General features: G+C 54.3%; 14 protein-coding genes. 5 read left to right on the forward strand and 9 right to left on the reverse strand.

The window, feature by feature from the left end; all coding sequences use genetic code 11:
• Positions 1-72: 72 nt before the first annotated feature.
• Positions 73-1,455 carry an MFS transporter gene (locus tag O1V65_RS11010; RefSeq protein ID WP_084912817.1) on the forward strand — a complete coding sequence of 461 codons (1,383 nt, stop codon included), beginning with the start codon at positions 73-75 and terminating at the stop codon, positions 1,453-1,455.
• 64 nt (positions 1,456-1,519) lie between these two features.
• Here the strand turns inward: O1V65_RS11010 and htpX are convergent, their stop codons facing one another.
• The 4 genes from htpX to O1V65_RS11030 all read right to left on the reverse strand — a co-directional run bounded on the left by htpX (position 1,520) and on the right by O1V65_RS11030 (position 6,014).
• The gene (gene htpX / locus O1V65_RS11015; RefSeq protein WP_084912818.1) at positions 1,520-2,401 is read right to left on the reverse strand and encodes a protease HtpX; all 882 of its coding nucleotides are present in this window, start codon (positions 2,399-2,401) and stop codon (positions 1,520-1,522) included.
• A gap of 259 nt (positions 2,402-2,660) precedes the next feature.
• Positions 2,661-4,712 carry a carboxy terminal-processing peptidase gene (gene prc, locus O1V65_RS11020; RefSeq protein ID WP_017492537.1) on the reverse strand — a complete coding sequence of 684 codons (2,052 nt, stop codon included), beginning with the start codon at positions 4,710-4,712 and terminating at the stop codon, positions 2,661-2,663.
• Positions 4,713-4,731: 19 nt separating this feature from the next.
• On the reverse strand, positions 4,732-5,421 hold the full coding sequence (proQ, locus tag O1V65_RS11025; protein ID WP_017492538.1) for an RNA chaperone ProQ: 690 nt from the start codon (positions 5,419-5,421) through the stop codon (positions 4,732-4,734).
• Positions 5,422-5,516: 95 nt separating this feature from the next.
• Positions 5,517-6,014 carry a GAF domain-containing protein gene (locus O1V65_RS11030; RefSeq protein WP_017492539.1) on the reverse strand — a complete coding sequence of 166 codons (498 nt, stop codon included), beginning with the start codon at positions 6,012-6,014 and terminating at the stop codon, positions 5,517-5,519.
• 322 nt (positions 6,015-6,336) lie between these two features.
• Between O1V65_RS11030 and yebS the strand changes: the two genes are divergently transcribed.
• The 3 genes from yebS (at position 6,337) to O1V65_RS11045 (ending at position 10,606) form a co-directional block, all read left to right on the forward strand.
• On the forward strand, positions 6,337-7,584 hold the full coding sequence (gene yebS / locus O1V65_RS11035; protein WP_026110623.1) for a membrane integrity lipid transport subunit YebS: 1,248 nt from the start codon (positions 6,337-6,339) through the stop codon (positions 7,582-7,584).
• The gene (locus O1V65_RS11040) at positions 7,553-10,183 is read left to right on the forward strand and encodes a PqiB family protein (protein WP_269130487.1); all 2,631 of its coding nucleotides are present in this window, start codon (positions 7,553-7,555) and stop codon (positions 10,181-10,183) included. The genes yebS and O1V65_RS11040 overlap by 32 nt, the downstream gene beginning before the upstream one ends.
• Positions 10,184-10,363: 180 nt before the next feature.
• Positions 10,364-10,606 (forward strand): DUF1480 family protein, encoded by a 243-nt coding sequence (locus O1V65_RS11045; protein ID WP_017492542.1) that lies wholly within the window; start codon positions 10,364-10,366, stop codon positions 10,604-10,606.
• Here O1V65_RS11045 and O1V65_RS11050 read toward each other — a convergent pair.
• From O1V65_RS11050 to O1V65_RS11065, 4 genes are all read right to left on the reverse strand, one after another.
• On the reverse strand, positions 10,590-11,207 hold the full coding sequence (locus tag O1V65_RS11050) for a C39 family peptidase (protein WP_017492543.1): 618 nt from the start codon (positions 11,205-11,207) through the stop codon (positions 10,590-10,592). The genes O1V65_RS11045 and O1V65_RS11050 overlap by 17 nt on opposite strands.
• Positions 11,207-11,599 (reverse strand): ASCH domain-containing protein, encoded by a 393-nt coding sequence (locus tag O1V65_RS11055; RefSeq protein WP_017492544.1) that lies wholly within the window; start codon positions 11,597-11,599, stop codon positions 11,207-11,209. Before O1V65_RS11055 ends, O1V65_RS11050 begins: the two co-directional genes overlap by 1 nt.
• A gap of 83 nt (positions 11,600-11,682) precedes the next feature.
• Entirely contained in the window at positions 11,683-14,562 is a 2,880-nt protein-coding gene (locus O1V65_RS11060) for a WG repeat-containing protein (protein ID WP_192503525.1), read from the reverse strand.
• Positions 14,559-17,336, reverse strand: coding sequence for a WG repeat-containing protein (locus O1V65_RS11065; protein ID WP_269130488.1), 2,778 nt, complete (start codon positions 17,334-17,336; stop codon positions 14,559-14,561). The genes O1V65_RS11060 and O1V65_RS11065 overlap by 4 nt, the downstream gene beginning before the upstream one ends.
• Positions 17,337-17,809: 473 nt before the next feature.
• Between O1V65_RS11065 and O1V65_RS11070 the strand changes: the two genes are divergently transcribed.
• Positions 17,810-18,988 (forward strand): M20 aminoacylase family protein, encoded by a 1,179-nt coding sequence (locus O1V65_RS11070; RefSeq protein ID WP_017493700.1) that lies wholly within the window; start codon positions 17,810-17,812, stop codon positions 18,986-18,988.
• Between the two features lie 26 nt (positions 18,989-19,014).
• On the opposite strand, the gene O1V65_RS11075 is transcribed toward O1V65_RS11070, so the two are convergent.
• Complete coding sequence (locus O1V65_RS11075; protein WP_227955258.1) at positions 19,015-19,713, reverse strand: extensin-like domain-containing protein; 699 nt, start codon at positions 19,711-19,713, stop codon at positions 19,015-19,017.
• Positions 19,714-19,749: the final 36 nt, after the last annotated feature.

Consider the following 19,749-nt stretch of genomic DNA (forward strand, 5'->3'; position numbering starts at 1 on the left):
GCAGATTCAGACGCTGGGTAGTTAGCGTGATAATATTCCCCTCTCTTACTAGCACAACGCTGACAATCAGACATGACAACCACGGTTTCCGACGGACTTCCCGCACCACAACGCTATGGGGCGATCCTGACTATCGCGCTGGGCCTCACCGTTTCAGTTTTAGACGGCGCTATCGCCAATGTGGCCTTACCGACCATCGCACAGGATCTTCACGCCAGCCCCGCCTCTTCTATATGGATAGTCAACGCCTACCAATTAGCGATCACTATTTCGCTGCTTTCGCTGTCATCGCTCGGTGAAATCTTTGGTTATCGCCGTATCTATATGATTGGCCTTGTAGTTTTCAGCCTCACTTCGTTGGCCTGTGCGCTGTCTGACTCGCTCGCCACGCTCACCTTTGCCAGGATATTGCAGGGGTTCGGTGCGGCATCCATTATGAGCGTGAACGTCGCGTTGGTGAGGATAATCTACCCGCAACGCTTCCTCGGCCGTGGAATGGGGATCAATGCGCTGATTGTGGCGGTGTCTTCGGCGGCAGGCCCAACCGTGGCCGCGGCGGTATTGTCATTCGCGAACTGGCCGTGGCTGTTCGCCATCAACCTGCCGATTGGGCTGGTTGCCTTCTGCCTGGCGGCGAAATTCCTGCCGGCTAACCCGGTGAAAACTTCAGGCCAAAAATTTGATTTCATCAGCAGCCTGATGAACGCCCTGACCTTTGGTCTGTTGATTAGCGCCATCAGCGGCTTTGCGCAGGGCCAAAACCGCCTGCTGATCCTCGCTGAAGTGATTGTGCTGGTCATCGTCGGCTGGTTCTTCGTCCGTCGCCAGCTGAACAAAACCTCCCCGCTGCTGCCGGTCGATTTACTGCGTATTCCTATTTTCACTATGTCGCTGTGTACCTCGATGTGTTCCTTCGCGGCACAGATGCTGGCCTTCGTGTCACTGCCGTTCTTTTTACAGAATACGTTGGGCCTTAACGCCGTCGAAACCGGTCTGCTGCTGACGCCTTGGCCGTTGGCGACCATGGTCATGGCGCCGATTGCCGGACGTCTGGTTGAACGCTATCACGCCGGTATTCTCGGCGGTATCGGACTGGTGGTGTTCTCAGCGGGTCTATATTCACTGGCGCTATTACCCGACCACCCTTCGCACCTGAACATCATCTGGCGCATGATAGTCTGCGGTGCAGGTTTCGGTCTGTTCCAGTCACCGAACAACCACACCATCGTCTCGTCTGCGCCGCGCAGCCGCAGCGGCGGTGCCAGCGGTATGTTAGGTACCGCCCGTCTTCTGGGGCAAAGCACCGGTGCGGCAATGGTAGCGCTGATGTTCAACCTGTTTAGCGCACACGGCACGCACGCTTCGCTCGTTCTGGCCGGTTCGCTGGCGTTGGCCGGTGCAATTGTTAGCGTGATGCGCATGACCCAAAAATCGGTCAGCCAGCAAAAAGTCTGACCCGCGACAGAAAGCAAAAAGGCCCGGCAATCATTGCCGGGCCTTTTTTATTTCATCCTAAGACTTACTTCAGATATTGACCGCTGCGCAGGGCTTCGATGCGCTTATCCAGCGGCGGGTGCGACATAAACAGCTCGCTAAAGGTCTTGGATTTACCGTTGATGCAAAACGCCATCATGCTGCCTGCTTCCTGCGGCTCGTGACTGGTTTTCAAACGCTGCAACGCAGCAATCATCTTCTCACGGCCAACCAGTTTTGCAGAACCGGCATCGGCGTAAAACTCACGGTGGCGCGAGAACCACATGGTGATGATGCTGGCAAGAATACCAAACACCAGCTCGAGCACCATAGAAACCGCGAAGTAAACCAACGGGTTGCCGTTACCGCTCTCTTCGTTTTCACGATCGCCCGACATAAATCCGGCAGCAATCTGCGCGAGAATACGTGAGATAAAGATAACAAAGGTGTTCACGATCCCCTGAATCAGGGTCATGGTAACCATATCGCCGTTAGAAATATGGCTGATTTCGTGGGCGATGACCGCCTCGGCCTCGTCCTGACTCATGCTCTGTAACAAGCCGGTACTCACTGCTACCAGCGACGCATCACGACGTGCACCGGTTGCAAAGGCGTTAATGTCTGGCGCGTGATAAATGGCAACCTGCGGCATCTTGATACCGGCCTGCTGCGCCTGACGGCTGACTACGTTCATCAACCAGCGTTCGGTTTCGTTACGCGGCTGCTCAATCACTTCCCCACCTACCGAGCGTAACGCCATCCATTTAGACATCAGCAAAGAGACGAACGCGCCGCCGAAGCCAAACAGACCGGCCATGATCATCAGTCCCATTGCACTGCTGGAACGGATGCCTGTCAGGCTGAGCACCAGCCCGAAAACGACCATGACCGCCAGGTTAGTTAACAGGAACAACGCTATACGCATCATAAAATTAATACTTCCTCATTGTTGTTGTCGTTGTTACTACATTGATACCGTCTCTATCAGACAGCATAACCTGATCCTATGGGCTTCCCCGCAGGATTCAAGGGTCAATACCCGCCAAAGCCGACAATTCACAATACTTTACATTTTGAAGCGTTTTGTAGACAACCTCGCTCGGCAAACAGCAGACAAAAAAATAGCGCACCGAAGTGCGCTACTCATTTTGTGACAACCGTTCGACTGACAACGGCTAAACGACAGCTTACTTGCCTTTAGTATCCTGCGCTTTTTCAAGCTTAGCCAGGTCAACGGCAATGTGGTCGGCTTCATCCAGATACGGATCCGGCGCAACGTAGTCTTTCGGCAGATCGTCGAGAGACTTGATGGGCTTCTTGCCTTCACGCTTGAAGCGTTCGTTTAAACGAGTCAAACGGATAGCATCGTCTTCTTTGTCTTCTTTATCCCGCTGAGCGAAATTCAGAGAAACGACGTCACGTTTGTCCTTGTTGGCGTTGTACTTGGCAATATCCTGCTGAATATACTGGAATTCTGGATCCTGCGCGATGCGCGCATCGTGCTCTTTCAGCAATTCCGGAATGAACGGCTTCATATCGCCGGTCTTGGTATAGGTCGCAGGATTAATGCTGTCCCAAGGCATCGCGTTGTCTTCAAAACGCTCGCCGACGTCGTTGTCGATGAGGCCAGTAGGCATGACGATGTCAGGTGTTACGCCTTTACGCTGCGTGCTACCGCCGTTAATTCGATAGAATTTCTGGATAGTATATTGCACGGAGCCAAGCGCAGGCCACTCAGGACGCAGCATCTGATCGTAAATACGATTCAGAGAGCGATACTGCTGAACGGTGCCTTTACCGAAAGTAGGTTCACCCACGATAAGCGCACGACCGTAATCCTGCATAGCGGCTGCAAAGATTTCGGAAGCCGACGCACTGTAGCGGTCAACCAGCACCACCAGTGGGCCATTATAGTAAACCACGCCGTCGTTATCGCTGTCTTGGCGAATACGACCGTTGTTGTCACGTACCTGCACCACCGGACCGCTCGGAATGAACAGACCAGACAGAGAAACCGCTTCAGTCAGCGCGCCTCCGCCGTTGGTACGCAGGTCGATAACCAGGCTGTTAACGTTCTGCTTGGCCATCTTCTGCAGCTGAACTTTAACGTCATCGGTCAGGCCAACGTAAAATCCTGGGATGTCCATCACGGCAACTTTTTCGTTACCGACTTTCTTGATGGTCATCTTCACGGCGCGGTCCTCAAGGCGGATTTTTTCACGGGTCAACGTGATAGTCCGGGTCTTGGTTCCTTTACCTGCTGGCAAGATTTCCAGTCGCACCTTGCTGCCTTTTGGACCTTTAATCAGCGCGACAACGTCATCAAGACGCCAACCGATAACGTCAACAACAGGCTTGCCGGTCTGCCCAACGCCGACGATACGATCACCGACTGCAATGGCTTTGCTCTTGGCCGCCGGGCCGCCTGCTACCATCGAGTTGATCACGGTATAGTCGTCATCGCCCTGCAGAACCGCACCAATACCTTCCAGAGACAGGCTCATTTCGGTATTAAACTGATCGGTGCTGCGCGGTGACAGATAGTTGGTGTGGGGATCAATTTCGTGGGCAAACGCGTTCATGATTAGCTGGAAAACGTCTTCGCTGTTGCTTTGCGTCAGACGTTTCATGGCGAATCGATAGCGTTTGCCGAGAATATCGCGAATTTCCTGATCGTTCTTACCGGTCAGTTTGAGGTTCAGCTCGTCATACTTGACTTTCTGGTCCCAAAGTTGGTCCAGCTCGGTGGCGTCTTTCGGCCACGGGGCTTTGGTACGATCGAGGTTAATCGAGTCGTTTCCGGTAAAGTTCATTGGCCGCTCAAGCACGGACAAGGCATATTCGTAGCGTTCAAAACGACGTTTCTGCGCCAGATTATACAGTGCGTAAGGCGTGACCAATTGACCGGATTTCAACTCTTCTCCCAGCGTTCCGCGCTTGTCGGCGAACTGGGCGATGTCGGAAGCCATGAATACATTATGGCTGTTATCGAGCATATTCAGGTATCTATCAAAGATTTTCCCTGAGAAGTCCGCATTAAGATCGAATTGACGATAGTGAGAACGGGTGAATCGCGCAGTGACGCGCTCACTCACCGTGGCATCCTGCGGTTCCTGAACCAGTTGCGGAAGCTGACTGAGAGTGACCGGTGCACTATCATTCGCAAAGCTGGTGTTAACCAGCCCTGTTCCCGCAAAGAGCAGACCCGCAATGACGCTTAATCTGACAAATTTGTTCATGCCTGAGTTGGCCTCCGTATCAGAACTGCAAGTGTTCTGCGCGCACGATCATCGCCAGACCCGAAGAGAGTTGCACGCGAACGCCGTCTTTTGCAATTTCCAAAACGGTGGCGTCCATAGCACTCTTCCCTGCTCTGACTTTGATTTCCTGGCCAATTTGCAGCTTTGTGATATCTGTCACTGGCACCTGACGCGGTTTGCTTACTTCACGTGCGGGACGTGGAGTACGCGGTTTGCGATTTTCTTGACCAGAAACAGCTGCAGGCGCATTTTCACGACGCGGAGCAGGTTTTTTTGCTGCCGGACGTGGACGACGCGGCTCGGCATTTTCACCGTTAGCTTCGCGGCGCTTGGCCTGTTGTTCAGCACGTTGTGCCTGAACGCGGGCTTTCGCTTCTTCCAATTGTTTACGGGCGTGCTCAACGTGTTGTTCTTCAAGAACACCACAGGCATTGCCGTCAAGGTCAACGCGCTGAGCGCCAACTTTAACGCCATACAAATAACGCCAACTTGAGGTATACAGACGCAGAGCAGAGCGTAATTGTGTTTTGCTCAGATTCTCTTCGCCTTGAACGCGCTCTACCAGATCCTGAAAGATACCGATCTTTAATGGGCGCGCTTCACCTTCGGCGCTGAAGCAAAGCGGGAAACGCTCTGCCAAAAAGGCGATGACTTCTTTACTACTGTTCAACTTAGGTTGATTTTCCATGAAATTTCCTGATTACAACGGGTTTGCCAACCGGCGCAGGCATGAACAGGCGACATTATAATGACGCTGCCCGTAAATGCTACGTGATCCGTCGATCAACTTGCGATCAAATTGACATATTTTGCAGCATCACTGTTTTCCAGGTGCTGACAAAGCCCGGCTACCAATTCTGTTAGCCCCTGTTCATCCACTTCGTCGAAGCGTTGATAAATAGTGCTATCGATATCCAAAACACCTATTACCTGGCCTGCAACGGTCAAAGGCAAGACGATTTCTGCATTACTGGCAGCATCACAGGCAATATGGCCGGGAAAAGCATGCACGTCGCCGACGCGCTGCACTGCATTCTCGGCAACTGCCGTTCCACACACTCCTTTGCCTACCGGAATGCGCACACAGGCGATTTTGCCCTGAAACGGACCCAAAACCAGCGAGGTGCCATCCATCAGATAAAAACCTGCCCAGTTTACGCCCTCAAGACGCTCGTAAAGCAGTGCACTGACGTTGGACAGTGTGGCAATAAAGTTGTTTTCCCCCGCGATTAACGCGTTCAGGTCACGTTTTAATTCCGTGTAGAATGCTTCTTTAGTCATGTTGTAACCATTAAAACCTACGGGTAGACCGCTATTTTGCACGCTTAGCCTCTATAAAATAAGCATTAAATGCGTATCTCGACAAGGTTAATCCAATGTGACTTCAAAAAGACTGGCCTACAATATATGTTTTGCCAGAGACAAATAGTTGTTCTGACGTTTGCATGATACGTTATTTTATCTAAAAATCCTGACCTTCTTAGTCCCAAGAGCGTCAGATAACCAAAATGTCTGCTGTATTTAGCATTTATTGAGGCAGCAGGCGGCGCATCAGTATGACAATCAGCCAAATTTTACTCAGGTCTTTTAGCTTGCAGGTCCAATGAAAATACGAACAATGTCAGGCCCGCTGCCGCATCCGCGCTATCAGCGCTGTAGCGAATGCGATTATCTTTTTACCCTGCCGGCGTTGCGCAGAACCCAGACTGCACACTGCCCGCGCTGCAATAGCAAGGTTGAAAAAGGTAAAGTCTGTTCGCTGCCTCGTCTGATAGTCATCGCCATCAGTATCCTGGTCCTGATGCCCTTTGCCTACACCGAACCTCTGATAAGCATTCGTTTACTGGGCACCCGCATCAATGCCAGCCTATTTGAAGGTATCTGGCAGATGTCGAGCCAGGGTTCACCGCTGACCGCCAGCATGGTGGCCTTCTGTACCGTGGGCGCACCTTTGACACTCGCTTGCTCGATTCTGTATCTGCATTTTGGCAGCAAGCTTGGCATGAACCTGAAACCCGTTCTGCTGATGCTCGACCGGCTCAAAGACTGGGTGATGCTGGATATCTACTTGATAGGTATGGGCGTGGCCTGTATTAAGGTCAAGGAGTATGCGGATATCGACACTGGCCCGGCGCTGGTCGCCTACATCATGATGACGCTGCTGGTCACGCTGACCCTGATTAATCTCAATATTGAGCAGCTGTGGGACGAGTTTTACCCGCAGCGCCGTCCGAAGGGCGTGCCAGAATCGCTGGTACTGTGCCTGGCGTGCAAATTTACCGGCCATCCGGACGCACGCGGGCGTTGCCCTCGCTGCCACGTACCGATGCCGCTACGCTACAAGCACAGCCTGCAAAAAACCTGGGCAGCGCTGATTTCAGCAATGGTGCTGCTTATTCCGGCCAACGTGCTGCCAATTTCGATAATCTACGCCAACGGCCAGCAGCTTAAAGACACTATTTTCTCCGGCGTCGTGTCGTTAGCGACCTCAGGCAACGTGCCAATTGCCGCCATCGTGTTTATCGCCAGCGTACTGGTGCCTTTTACCAAGGTGATCGTGCTGCTGACGCTGTTGCTAAGTATTCACTTCAAGGCGCATCAGGGGCTGAAAACCCGCATCCGCCTGCTGCGTCTGGTGACCTGGATTGGCCGCTGGTCCATGTTGGATTTATTCGTTATTTCGTTGATGATGTCACTGGTTAATCGCGATCAGTTACTCGCTTTTACTATGGGTCCGGCCGCGTTTTACTTTGGCTCTGCCGTGATACTGACTATTCTTGCCGTTGAATGGCTGGACAGCCGCCTGATTTGGGATGCACATGCAACAAGACACACCGAATACACCGACTGAAGCACGGGTCAAAAACAGACGCCGGATTTCTCCTTTCTGGCTGCTGCCGTTCATTGCTTTATTGATAGCCGGATGGCTTCTCTACAGCAATTATCAGGAACAAGGCACCACGGTGACCATCGACTTCCAGTCGGCGGCAGGCATCGTCGCTGGCCGCACTCCCGTGCGTTATCAGGGGGTTGAGGTCGGTACCGTGCAGTCACTGAGCCTGAGCAAAGACCTGCGCACCATCATGGTCAAAGTCAGCATTCGCAGTGAGCTGGCGGACTCTCTGCGCGAGGGCACCCAGTTCTGGCTGGTGACGCCTAAAGCCTCGCTGGCCGGTATTTCCGGGCTGGATGCGCTGGTTGGCGGTAACTATATCGGCATGATGCCGGGTACCGGCAAGACGCAGAGCCACTTCACCGCGCTGGACACGCAGCCAAAATATCGCCTGAACACCGGTGAGTTGATGATTCACCTGCATTCCAGCGATCTCGGTTCACTCAGCAATGGCTCATTGGTCTATTACCGCAAAATTCCTATCGGTAAAGTCTACGATTACGATATTGAGTCTGGAAACAACGGTGTCAGCATCGACGTGCTGATCGACAAGCGTTTTGCGCATCTGGTGAAGGATAACAGCCGTTTCTGGAACGTTTCCGGCTTTAAGGCCGACTTTAGCCTCAGTGGCGCGAAGATCGAAATGGAAAGTCTGGCGGCGTTGGTCAACGGCGCAATCGCCCTCGACTCTCCTGCCGACGGCAAAGAGGCCCGAACCGACCAGTCGTATGAGCTTTACCCTGACCTCGCGCAGAGTCATCGCGGCGTTGAGATCACGCTCGATTTACCGAGCGGTGACGGCCTGAGCGAAGGGCGCACCCCGCTGATTTATCAAGGCCTGCAGGTGGGTACGCTGACGCAGATTTCCCTTCAGCCGAACAACAAAGTCATCGGCAAACTCACCGTTGACCCTTCCGTCATCGACCTGATGCGCAGCGGCACGCGCATTGAGATGAATAGCCCGAGAGTTAGCCTGAACAACGCCAAGATTAGCCAACTGCTGACCGGCAACACCTTCGACCTTATTCCCGGCGAAGGCCAGCCTCAGAATCACTTCACCGTGCTCGACAGCAGCCAACGCATGCTGCAAGACCCCGGCGTGATGAGACTGCAACTGTTAGCGCCACAGAGCTATGGCATTGATGCAGGTCAGCCGCTGCTGCTGCACGGAATGGTGATTGGTCAGGTGCTTGACCGCACGCTGACCGACGCCGGTATCCTGTTCAACATCGCAGTAAAATCGCAGTATAAGAACCTGCTGCATCAGGACAGTAAATTTGTGGTCAATAGTCGTCTTGACGTGAAACTCGGCGTGGACGGTATGGAAGTGCTGGGCGCCAGCGCGCAGGAGTGGATTGACGGCGGTATCCGCGTCTTGCCGGGCAGTAAGGGAACGCCTTCAGGCCAATATCCACTTTACAGCAACGCCGAGAAGGCCGCAGAAGGCATTGTGGGCGAGAAACCGAGCGCGACGCTCACCTTAACCGCCAAGAGCCTGCCGGATATTCAGGCCGGTTCCGTAGTGCTTTACCGCAAGTTCCAGGTCGGTGAGATTGTGAATGTGCGCCCGAAAGCCAATGAGTTTGAGGTTGACGTCTATATCAGCCCTGAATACCGTAACTTGCTGACACCGAAAACGATTTTCTGGGCCGAAGGCGGTGCTAAGGTACAGCTCAACGGCAGCGGCCTGACCGTTCAGGCTTCTCCGCTGGACCGAGCCGTGAAAGGCGCGATTAGCTTCGACAACCTTGACGGCGTCACCGTAACTAAAGGCACCAAACGCGTGCTTTACGATAACGAGACCGCCGCGCGCGCCCTGGGCAGCCAGATAACGCTGAATACCTATGACGCCAGCAAAATCTCTCCGGGCATGCCGATTCGCTACCTCGGAATTACCATCGGACAGGTCGAATCGCTGAAGCTGGATCCCGAGCTGAATCAGGTGGCAGCGAAGGCGGTGCTGTATCCTGAATACGTGGATACCTTTGCTCGTCTCGGCACGCGCTTCTCGATTGTCTCGCCAGAGATTTCGGCGGCCGGCGTTCAGAACCTCGATACACTGCTTCAGCCGTATATCAACGTCGAAGCGGGTAAAGGTCCGCCTAACCGGACCTTTGACCTACAGCTGGCGACCATCACCGACTCGCGCTACACCGACGGTTTAGCGATTGTGGTGGATGCCACCGAAGTCGGCTCGCTGCAAATTGGGACACCGGTGCTCTTCCGCGGCATTGAAGTCGGCACCGTCACCGGCTTCCGCCTTGGCGAAATGGCCGACCGCGTTAATGTCTCCCTTCGCATCAGCAAGAAGTATCAGTACCTGGTGCGTGACAACACCACCTTCTGGCTGGCTTCAGGGTATAACCTGCAATTTGGTTTGACAGGCGGCACGTTCAAGAGCGGCACCTTCCAACAGTTCATTCGCGGAGGTATCGCCTTCGCCACGCCGCCAACCATACCGGTGGCACCAAAGGCCTCGACCGGACGTCACTTCCTGTTAATGCCGGAAGAGCCTAAGGACTGGCAGCAGTGGGGAACCGCCATCCCTAAAAACTGATCGTTCTAAGGCAGGCCTCGTTTCGAGGCCTGCCCGCTTTTCCCTCCCCAGAATGGCTTTCCCGATCCCAAGCTGGAATTTTCAGATGGCACTTTTTGCACATTCAGCTATTCTCAAGTAATGACCAAACTGGTCATACCTCTAGATATTCACACACATTGGTTCGATGCGGAGATTCTTATGGGAAAAGCAAACGTACGAATAGGCAGTTTCGAGATAGATGACGCACAGCACACCTCGCCGGACGGGCAAGGCGGCGACAAGGTGCACATTCCCTGCAAGTCTGACCCAGACTTATGCATGCAGCTCGACGGCTGGGATGAAAACGTTAGCGTGCCTGCTGTGGTCGATGGCCGTCAGTCGATACTCTACAAAGAGAAATATGACAGCCAGAAAGACGAGTGGATTATGCGTTTTGAATAGTGCGCGGCATCATTGCCACGCCTCGCCCGGCAAAGAATTGGGCAAATTGACTAACAGGAAGCTGCACGTAAGACTGCGTAGCCTCGTTGTGCCCTGATGGATTATGGAAGGTAATGGTGCCCTGCTCGACGGCAGTCACCAACACCAGATGACCACCAGTGCGAGGCGGCGCAATTTCCGGGTGACGGATCCCCGGATGCACCGACGCAATAAAGAAGTGATTTTTTTCGAGCTCGGCCGCGATATCCTCGGCGGTCAATTCAACCCTAACCTGACCGGTTATCTGCAACTCATGCTTTAAAAACTCAACGAAGGGCGCGTAAATCAGCCCGCGAATATGATCCCCTTCACGCACGTAGGTTCCATAGGGCACGCTGCGGCGGGTTAATTCAAGAATGGGCACCACGTTGCCGGTGGTGGCCGCCAGCGCCATCTTCAGGCAACACATACCGCACACGTGATTTGCCCACTCGACAAACTCCGCCTGCGACTGCGCGCCCGACGCCGGCCATGCGTCAATATCCTGCAGGCTTTTTTTGCCGCTCAGAATATCAGGCGCCAGCGACGGCGCCTCCCATTGGCTGAAATACGGCACGCTCATCAGAACGTTTCGACCAACGTGAATTTCATCAGCAGCAGCGGCATATCCGGTGCGAACATGTCGTACTCTTCGAAGAAACGCTGCTGCTCTTTGCGCCATGAAGCCAGCGTACGATCGCCCTCACCCTCGGCAAAAGCGTGCTCTTCCGTCACCAGGTCGAATGGCACCTGTTTGACTTCGGTCAGCTTTACCGCACAAACCGGATGATTGCGGCCGTCAACCACGACAAACACTTCACCCACTTCCGGCTCGCCTTCATCGTCAAGATTGGCACAGGTCGCAGTTTTAATGCCTGCGATAACTTTTTGCGCCAAATCGTCAGCCTGCGCCTCGTTGTCACCAAAAGACCAACGTTCCGCGTCTTTATATTTTTGCGGGATAGGAGGAAGCATAATTTATCCTTTTTATTTTACCGGTCTACGGGGTTAACTCTGTAAACATTAGCATGAAAATTTATCGTCGGGGATGCCGTCGATTACGGACACTTCACCGGCATCGTTTGCGGCCACAGGCGGGTATTGCCGCTGCCGTAAAGCACCTGTATACCGCACTCGTGGTCCACGCGAGCCAACGGTTTGCCGGTCGCGTCAAGCATCATCGACATTTTAGCCGTGGAGACAATCGCCACACCGCTGTTAAAGGCCGAGACGGCATTAAACACCGGCGGAATGACAAAGCTGCCCTGCGCATTGATATATCCATAGTTTTCCCCAACCTGCGCAAAAGCCAGCCCTTCGGAAATCAGCCCCAGACCGCTAAAGTTTATCGCTGCGGACGGGTGCCCCTGTGCGTCAATCCAGGTTTTATTGCCGTCGGCCTCGCTCAATACCGCCTGACCACCCTGCATGCCACTGCCGATGCCAGGGGTGGTAATCACCAGCTTGCCGGTGGTATCGACGTAGCGCGTGGTCGGTTTGCCATCTTCTGTATCGTAAGAAACCGACATATCGCTGCCGGCCGGAAGCTGCCAGTTGCCGTCAGGCATCGCGGCGACACGCACGCCTTTTTCATCGATAAGCTCGGTGCCCTGCGGCTGAATGCGCAGCGCACGGGCATTGACAAACGCTGAACTCGGCAGGATTTGTGGCTGAATCTGCCAGATGCCCTGCGCGTTGAGATAGCCAATCTGCGGTTGACGAGAGAGTTTGACCCAGTCGCCCACCGCCGTAATCTTGGTCTGCTGCTCGTGCAGCTCGATGTTGCCCTGCGCGTCAAGCAGCCACGACTGTCCTTCCGCCGAGGTCGCCAGAATGCGGCCGTCGTTGAACTGATTGACGTTGAGGTCGGTCGTCAGGCCAATGCGAACCTTGCCGTCGTTGGCAATAATTTCTGACTGTAGCTCCGACGCCGGTTGGTCTGGGGTTTTGCGCGGCAGAGTGAGCTGCCACAGCGCATTGTTGATGCGACGCACGCTGGCATAGTCCGGTGCCACCAGCAGTTTGCCGCCGGCATCGATAATACCCCATTGGCCGTTTGGCAACTGTACGTCAGCCAGACCGTTCTCGAAGGTGCCTACCGATTGATAGTTCGGCCCAACGATGACCTTCTGGTTAACCACGTCATAGATGCCCCACAGCGCGCCCTCAGCGGCCGTCTCGCGGAAACGGAACCAGCCGTTGCCCACCGACTGCAACTCGAACTCGTTCGGCAGCGCGAAATGCTTACCGTGAGTGTCGATAGTCGTCAGCTTGCCGTCTTGATAATCCAGAGCATAGCCATTGATAAACGGCGCGATATTATCCTCCGTGAGAGGAATAAGCGTTTTGCCCTGGGCGTCAACCACACCGGTTCCCTGCGCAGTTTTAACGATAAACTGCTGGGCCAGACCGCTGCGCGCCGACTCACTGCTGTCGGCTGGCTCAATATCCTGCCACTTGCCTTCAATCTGCACGCCGCCGTCTGCACGAATGAATCCGGCACCTGCTTTCGAAGCATCCGGGTCGGGCCTGATCAACGCCAACGGGGAAGATTTATCAGTCTGCTGGTCGTTAAGCGGCTGAATGCGATAATCGTTCAACGCGGCAACATTTTTGGCATTCAGCAGCGTTTTACCGGCGTTATCGATGATATTGATCAGCGCACCCTGCTCGTCGTGCAACCAGAGACGACCGTTGATCACCTCGGCATTGTTGACCTGCGCCAGCCAGTTCACCGGCTGCGCACCGCCAATCAGACTCCCATCGGGTGAGATGATGGCATTCACCTTGTGCTGATCGCCCCGCGTGGTCAGCAGGAAGCTGCCGCTAGGCTGGTCGAACGGCACACTGCCCTTCGGCAAAGTAATGATCTGTTTCTTGCCGGGCACAAATACCGTTAGGTTCTCTTTACCGCTGTTATCCAGCAGGAACTCGCCCTGCACGGTTAGACCGGCGACGGCCTCATTGCTCAGCGAGGCGATTTCATTGCCGTCGTTATCAAGCAGGCTATTTTTGTCGGCCGTTTTAGCCAGCCAGAACTTGTCATTCAGCGGGCTAACGGACTGATAAGTCTTGTCATTCAACACGCCGTCGGCGCGAATCAGCCGCACACCGTCTTGGGTTTTGGCTATCGCCAACGCCGTATTGCTGTCATTAAGCGTAATGTTGCTGAACTGTGGGTTGATACGCCAGTCCAGATTCTGACTGGCGATGCCATAGCCCTGATCGGCGTCGCGAGCGATAAACAGTCCGCTCTGCCCGAAAGGCAGCACCACTTCCATCTTGTCATTGGCCACGTGGCGCCTGTCGTCAGGCGACAGCAGCACGGTTTTGTAGTTCAGCGCCAGTCGGGCAGGATTACCGTCGGACAACTGTACGTCATCGACCAACGCATCGAGTGGCTTGCCAACGGTTTGTCCCTTACGGTTGATGATTTCGTTTTTGCCAGCATTGTTGACCACTGCAAGGTCAACCTGAGTGAAATTCCCGGCCTTATCAAAGATCGGCTGAATAACCCAGTTGCCGGTATTATCGATGTATCCCCATTTGCCTTTTTGCTGCGCCGCGGCGAGACCGTAGTAATAGTCACCGACCTGCTCAAAAACAGGTTTAATCACCAATTGACCCCGATTATCGAGGAAGCCCCAGCGGTGGCCGTCCAGGCCTTTCTCCAGCGCGACGTCATCGATAGCCTGCTGAGCATCGGGAAGCAACACGGCAGCACGGCCATCGTGCACCGGGCGGATACAAATATTCAGAGTGGCAGGCTGCGCCGTTTCGGCACGCAGCGTGGCGTCGGTCAGGTTAGACGGCCCGAAACAGGCGGTGTCGGTATCGGCCTGAGCCGCAAAGGTCAGACCCAGCAGGCCAACGGTCCCACCGACGGTGATAACCTGGCGCACGGCGCGCGAAAGAGGCTTAAGGTTCATCAGTTTCATTGTGCCTCTCCGTTTTGAGCGGAATTGGCACAACTCACCGTTTTCGCAGGCCAGGTTTGTTTGTTTTTGGCATCCAGAATAACGCGCTGATTACAGCGCAGCGCAAACTGCGCCTGCACAGCGCCGTCGGTGTTGATAACCTGCACCAGCCCCTTGGCGGCCACCCAGGCGCGTTTCTCGCTAAAGTCGGTCGCCCAATTGTATTTCGGTAGAATTGTGAAGCTACCGGTGCCATTGATGTAACCAATAAGCGGACCGTAGGTATCCTGCTTCACCGCTTTGGCACGGGTGTCTTTCATCACACCGACCTGGGTAAAGTAGCTGCCAATCAGCTGTTTGCCGCTGGCATCGATGAATCCATACAGACCGTTAGCGCCCCGCAGCGGCACCATGCCCTCGCTCGAGGCGGCAGGCAGGATGCTGTTCAAGCCAGGATAACGTTGAACTTCATTGCCCTGCGTATCAAAGAGTACGGTTTCGCCGGTGCTGTCGTCATTCATGACAATACGATCCATCGAGGCAAGCGGCTGTGCATTGTCTTTATCAGCCAGCGGCTCAATGCCGTTTTGATCGATCAGGGTAATGCGTTTGTCGCTCAGCGCGCTGGCCCAGTTTTGTGGCGTAATAAAGTTCAGCGGAGCCGAATAGGCTGGCGCAATCTGCCAATTGCCCTGGTCATCGACAGCACCATAGTGCGGCCCAAAGCTCAGCAGCGTCCAGTCACCGTCAATGTGAATAGACTGCGGCACAACGTCTTTACTGACCACCGAACGGCCGTCGTCATCCATCAGGCCAACGCCGCCGTTTGCCGGCTGGATTAACCAGTGATTATCCCCCACCTTCTGCGGGTTGCTCAGCAAATCGCTTGCTAATGCCAGGCCGCTGATGGCGCTGTAGAGGCTATAGCGCGTGCTGCCGTCACCGTGTTCGCCCGGCTGGTCGCCGTCGGCAATCACGAAAATACTGTCGCCTACCGGCTGCGGCTTGCCGGTTCGGTTAGCGTCTGGAGCAATGGCCCACTGACCTTTGGTATCGATAACTCCCCATCCTGCGGCCACTTTTGCCAGTGCGTAACCGTCGTGGAATGCCTCAAGCTGTGTGAAGCGGGTTGGAATTTTAGCGCTGTTGCTGGCGATGTCCCAGATACCCCAACGGCGGTCATTATTGTCGCCCTCGGTGTAAAGCAGGTCACCGCCGGAAATTGACTGCGCGGTCTGTATCACGCGAGTTGGGATATCAATAAGGTTGCCCAGTGAGTCAATAACCTTGCGGCTTTCAACGTTCTTGTCATCGACGACCATCGCCCATGCATAAGGCCCGTCAAACGGCGATATCTGCTTGAATTTTGGCTGGATTACCCACTGACCGTCGGCATTGACCGCGCCAGTCGTGCCGTTTTCGGTTTTCACCACCAGCGGCCCCATATGGCCCGGCGCATCCAGCGACGCCCACTGCGGGCTGTTAAAGATAAGCCCTTGCGAGGTGAGAATCGCAGGCACTTTCTTTTTGTCGACCGGCGTCAGCAGCGCCATCGGCAGCCCCGCAGGCTGAGACACGGCGTTGTCGTCAAGTCCGCGAGCATCCAGCGGCTGAACCTTGTAATCGTTTAGCGCAGTCAGCGTTGCCTGCGTCAGCAGACCGACGCCGTTGCTGTCATAAACCTGCACCAGCTGGGCAGATTTATCCTCTGTGCCACGGTCAGCCTGCAATACCCAAAGATGCCCGTTCTGGGTGAGTAACTGAGGCTTGTTGGCTTTAACATCGACAATGCGATCGTCAGGGCCCACCATCACGATGCCCTTACTGCCCTGACCAATCAGCCAGTGGCCCCAGGTGTGGAATTCCTCGGCCTGATCGGCTGGAATATCCTGAGTTTTCTCTAATTTATTACTGAGTAATTGCTGAACATTGTTTGCATCCACCACCAGCCAACTGCCTGAACTCAGTGGTTTTACGGATTTGTACTGTTCTTTGCTCAGACTGACGCCGTTGCGGTCGAAGAAGGTCCAGCTTGACTTGCCCTTCACCGCAACCACGTTACCGTTAAGCAGCGGTTCGTTGCGGGTCTTCAGCTTCATGGGGTCAATCGCCCATTCGCCGCTGTCATCGAGGTAACCCCAATATCCACTTTGCGCCGTATCGCGCTGCTGAGCAGGAATAAGGCCAGACTGCGGCTCGTCAAGGTTCATAACATCATCCGGTAGCGACACGGAACGGCCTGATGATGCATTCCACAGCGCAGGAGAGATCTGCATCTGGACGCTGGCCAGCGGCTGCCCTTGTTTAAAACCTTCAGAGTTGAGAGAGGCGGCGAACGGTAAGGTCTTGATGACTGCCCCCTGGCGGTCTATCAACGCCAAACGATCGTCGATGACCACCAACGCAGTGCCTTTGGCGTTGAAATCGGTAGCGCGGGTGAAGCGTGCCGGGATTGCCAGATTGCCTTTTGCATCTATATAGCCAAACAAGTCATCTTTCTTGACAGCGGCCAGTCCGTTGACAAAGCCACGGGCTTCACGATATGCAGGCTCGATGGCCATCTTACCTGAAACATCGATGTATCCCCACAGGCCTTGCGACTCACGGGCCGAGCCCATCATTACCGGTGCCAGCCCCTGCTGGAAAGGCTGCTGGCAGCCATCCGCGGTTTTGGCAATGGCACACGCGCGAAGCCAAGCCTCATCGGCATGGGCTGGCGTAGAAAATGCTGCTCCGAGAACCAGCGCTAATGCACTGAAATTCATGACATGTTTTAGTGTTTCGGAATAAATCATCCGATTCCCTTATGACTGAAAAATGATGAAAAGTTTGAAGCTGGAACCCACAGAGATTGATAAGGTACCGCTGGCAGCGAAAATTCGATGATAATCAGATTCAATGTAATGTTGTCCGCTGTTTCTTATAGGGTGTCAGCTTGCGCAAGAAAAAGCAGCTATTTTATTAGCTGGTAACGAATGAATACACTTTATAACGACATCAGCGTGTAAAAAAACGACATTTTGCCCTTTCTAGCGCAAAAATTTGTTTAAAACTCGGCAACCTGACGCTGAACTGCGCCACAGGCTTCGCCCATAACGCCGTTTTACGAAATTCTCATCTTAAATTTATAGCAGATACAGAGCGATAGTCCGTCCTTCGTTTGACACTCTGTGAGGCATTGCCAAGCGCATTCAGAAACTGCATCCTGTGTGATGCACAACGCAACCTCTCAACAGTTATCCTCTTATAAAGAGACAGATTAACCGCTATGACTATTAAAAATCTTTGCACCATTGCTGACGTAGCCGACCTCGAGCCTGGCCTGCGTGAGATTCGCCAACACCTGCATCAAAACCCAGAATTATCCAACGAAGAAGCCAAGACTGCCGAACTGGTTGCCAAAAAACTCCATGAGCTGGGGTTTGAGGTTACGACCGGCGTTGGCGGCTACGGCGTTGTGGGCTCACTCAAGGTCGGTAACGGCACGCGCAGCATCGGTATTCGTGCCGATATGGACGCCCTGCCTATCCTCGAACAGACCGGTCTTGCGTACGCCAGCAACGTGAGCGGCAAAATGCACGCCTGCGGCCACGATGGCCACACCACGATGCTGCTCGGTGCGGCCGCACAGCTGGCACGCAGCCGCAACTTCTCCGGCACCGTGCACCTTTTCTTCCAGCCTGCGGAAGAAATTGGCTTCAACAGCGGTGCTGAACGCATGCTGGCTGAGGGACTGTTCGACAGATTCCCTTGCGACGCAGTCTTCGGCCTGCACAACCACCCGGGTTATCCCGTGGGTAAAATGATGTTCCGCACGGGCGCGTTTATGGCAGCTTGCGATACCGTTAACGTGACCATTCACGGTAAAGGCGGTCACGCGGCGCGTCCTCACATGACCGTTGACCCAATTTTGGTCGCCAGCAGCCTGGTTGTCGCACTTCAGAGCATCATTTCACGCAACATCGACCCTAATGAAACCGCCGTTATCACCATCGGTTCGCTGCATTCGGGCTTTGCCGCCAACGTTATCCCTGATAGCGCGCGTCTCGAGATGAGCGTGCGTTCATTTGATACCGGCGTGCGTAAAATTCTGGAAGACCGTATCAAAGCGCTGATCGCCAGCCATGCGGAAGGTTACGGCGCTCGCGCAGAGATTGACTATGTGCCCGGTTATCCGGTGTTGGTCAACCATCAAAAAGAGACCGAATTTGCCACTCAGGTCGCCCAAGAGCTGCTCGGTGAAGAGAACGTGGTACCCGACCTGCCGCCTATCTCCGGCAGCGAGGACTTTGCCTACTTCCTACAGCAAAAACCGGGCTGCTTCCTGCGTATGGGCAACGGTGACAGTGCCGTACTGCATAACCCGGCCTATAATTTTAACGACGAAAGTCTGCCCTTTGGCGTCGCCTACTGGACCCGTCTGGTCGAACGCTACCTGGCCGATTAATTGAAAGACTCTGTCAGCGTCTTCTGTTAGCGGCAGAATCCAAACCAGCGCATGCCAAGATGAAAATGATTGGCGTGCGCTGCGTTATAATCCGGCCCAATAATATTGCCAAAAAACGGACAGGCTCCGCGAAAGACCTGATGCAGATAGTCGGCGTCCTTTCCCTCTCGTTTCCATCCGCTTGCTACGGTCACATCTTCACCGTCATTCATCCTGAAACCCGCGACGTCCAGGGCCTCGGCAGTCGCATGCTCACTCAGCCTGCCCACCGCACGGTGATAAACATTGCGACAGGCAAAGCTGCCGAGGTGGTCGATTCTGACCAGCCTTTGGCCAAAGACCTGCTCGGCAAGGGGTGCGGCCGCCTGTGCCACAAACATCGTGCCGCTGACTGCCAACGGACAGCTCGCCAAAAAGCTCGAGCTCAGCGCCACCGAACCGAAATTTTGTACTCGCACTGCGCCGGTCAAAGGACACTGGCCACCGCTATCAGGTACAGATTGGAAATTAATCAGGCCTGCGGCCCTGGCACTCTCGAGCACGGCAAGGCACGCAGCCTGATTTTTACTTATTTTCCTGAGTTTATACTGAGTCATCAGGCCGGGAGCATCGGTCACTGACAATGGCGTAAAAGGATTGTATTGCGCGGGCAGTTGGCTCTCTAACCACGGAAAAAAGGCGACACTCACACCCAGTAAAACCAACGCGAAGAGGATATAACGCATACCCTTTGCTCCTCTGGCGACCATGACATTACGAAT

It is taken from the genome of Rouxiella badensis (genome assembly GCF_026967515.2).
Taxonomy (GTDB): domain Bacteria; phylum Pseudomonadota; class Gammaproteobacteria; order Enterobacterales; family Enterobacteriaceae; genus Rouxiella; species Rouxiella badensis.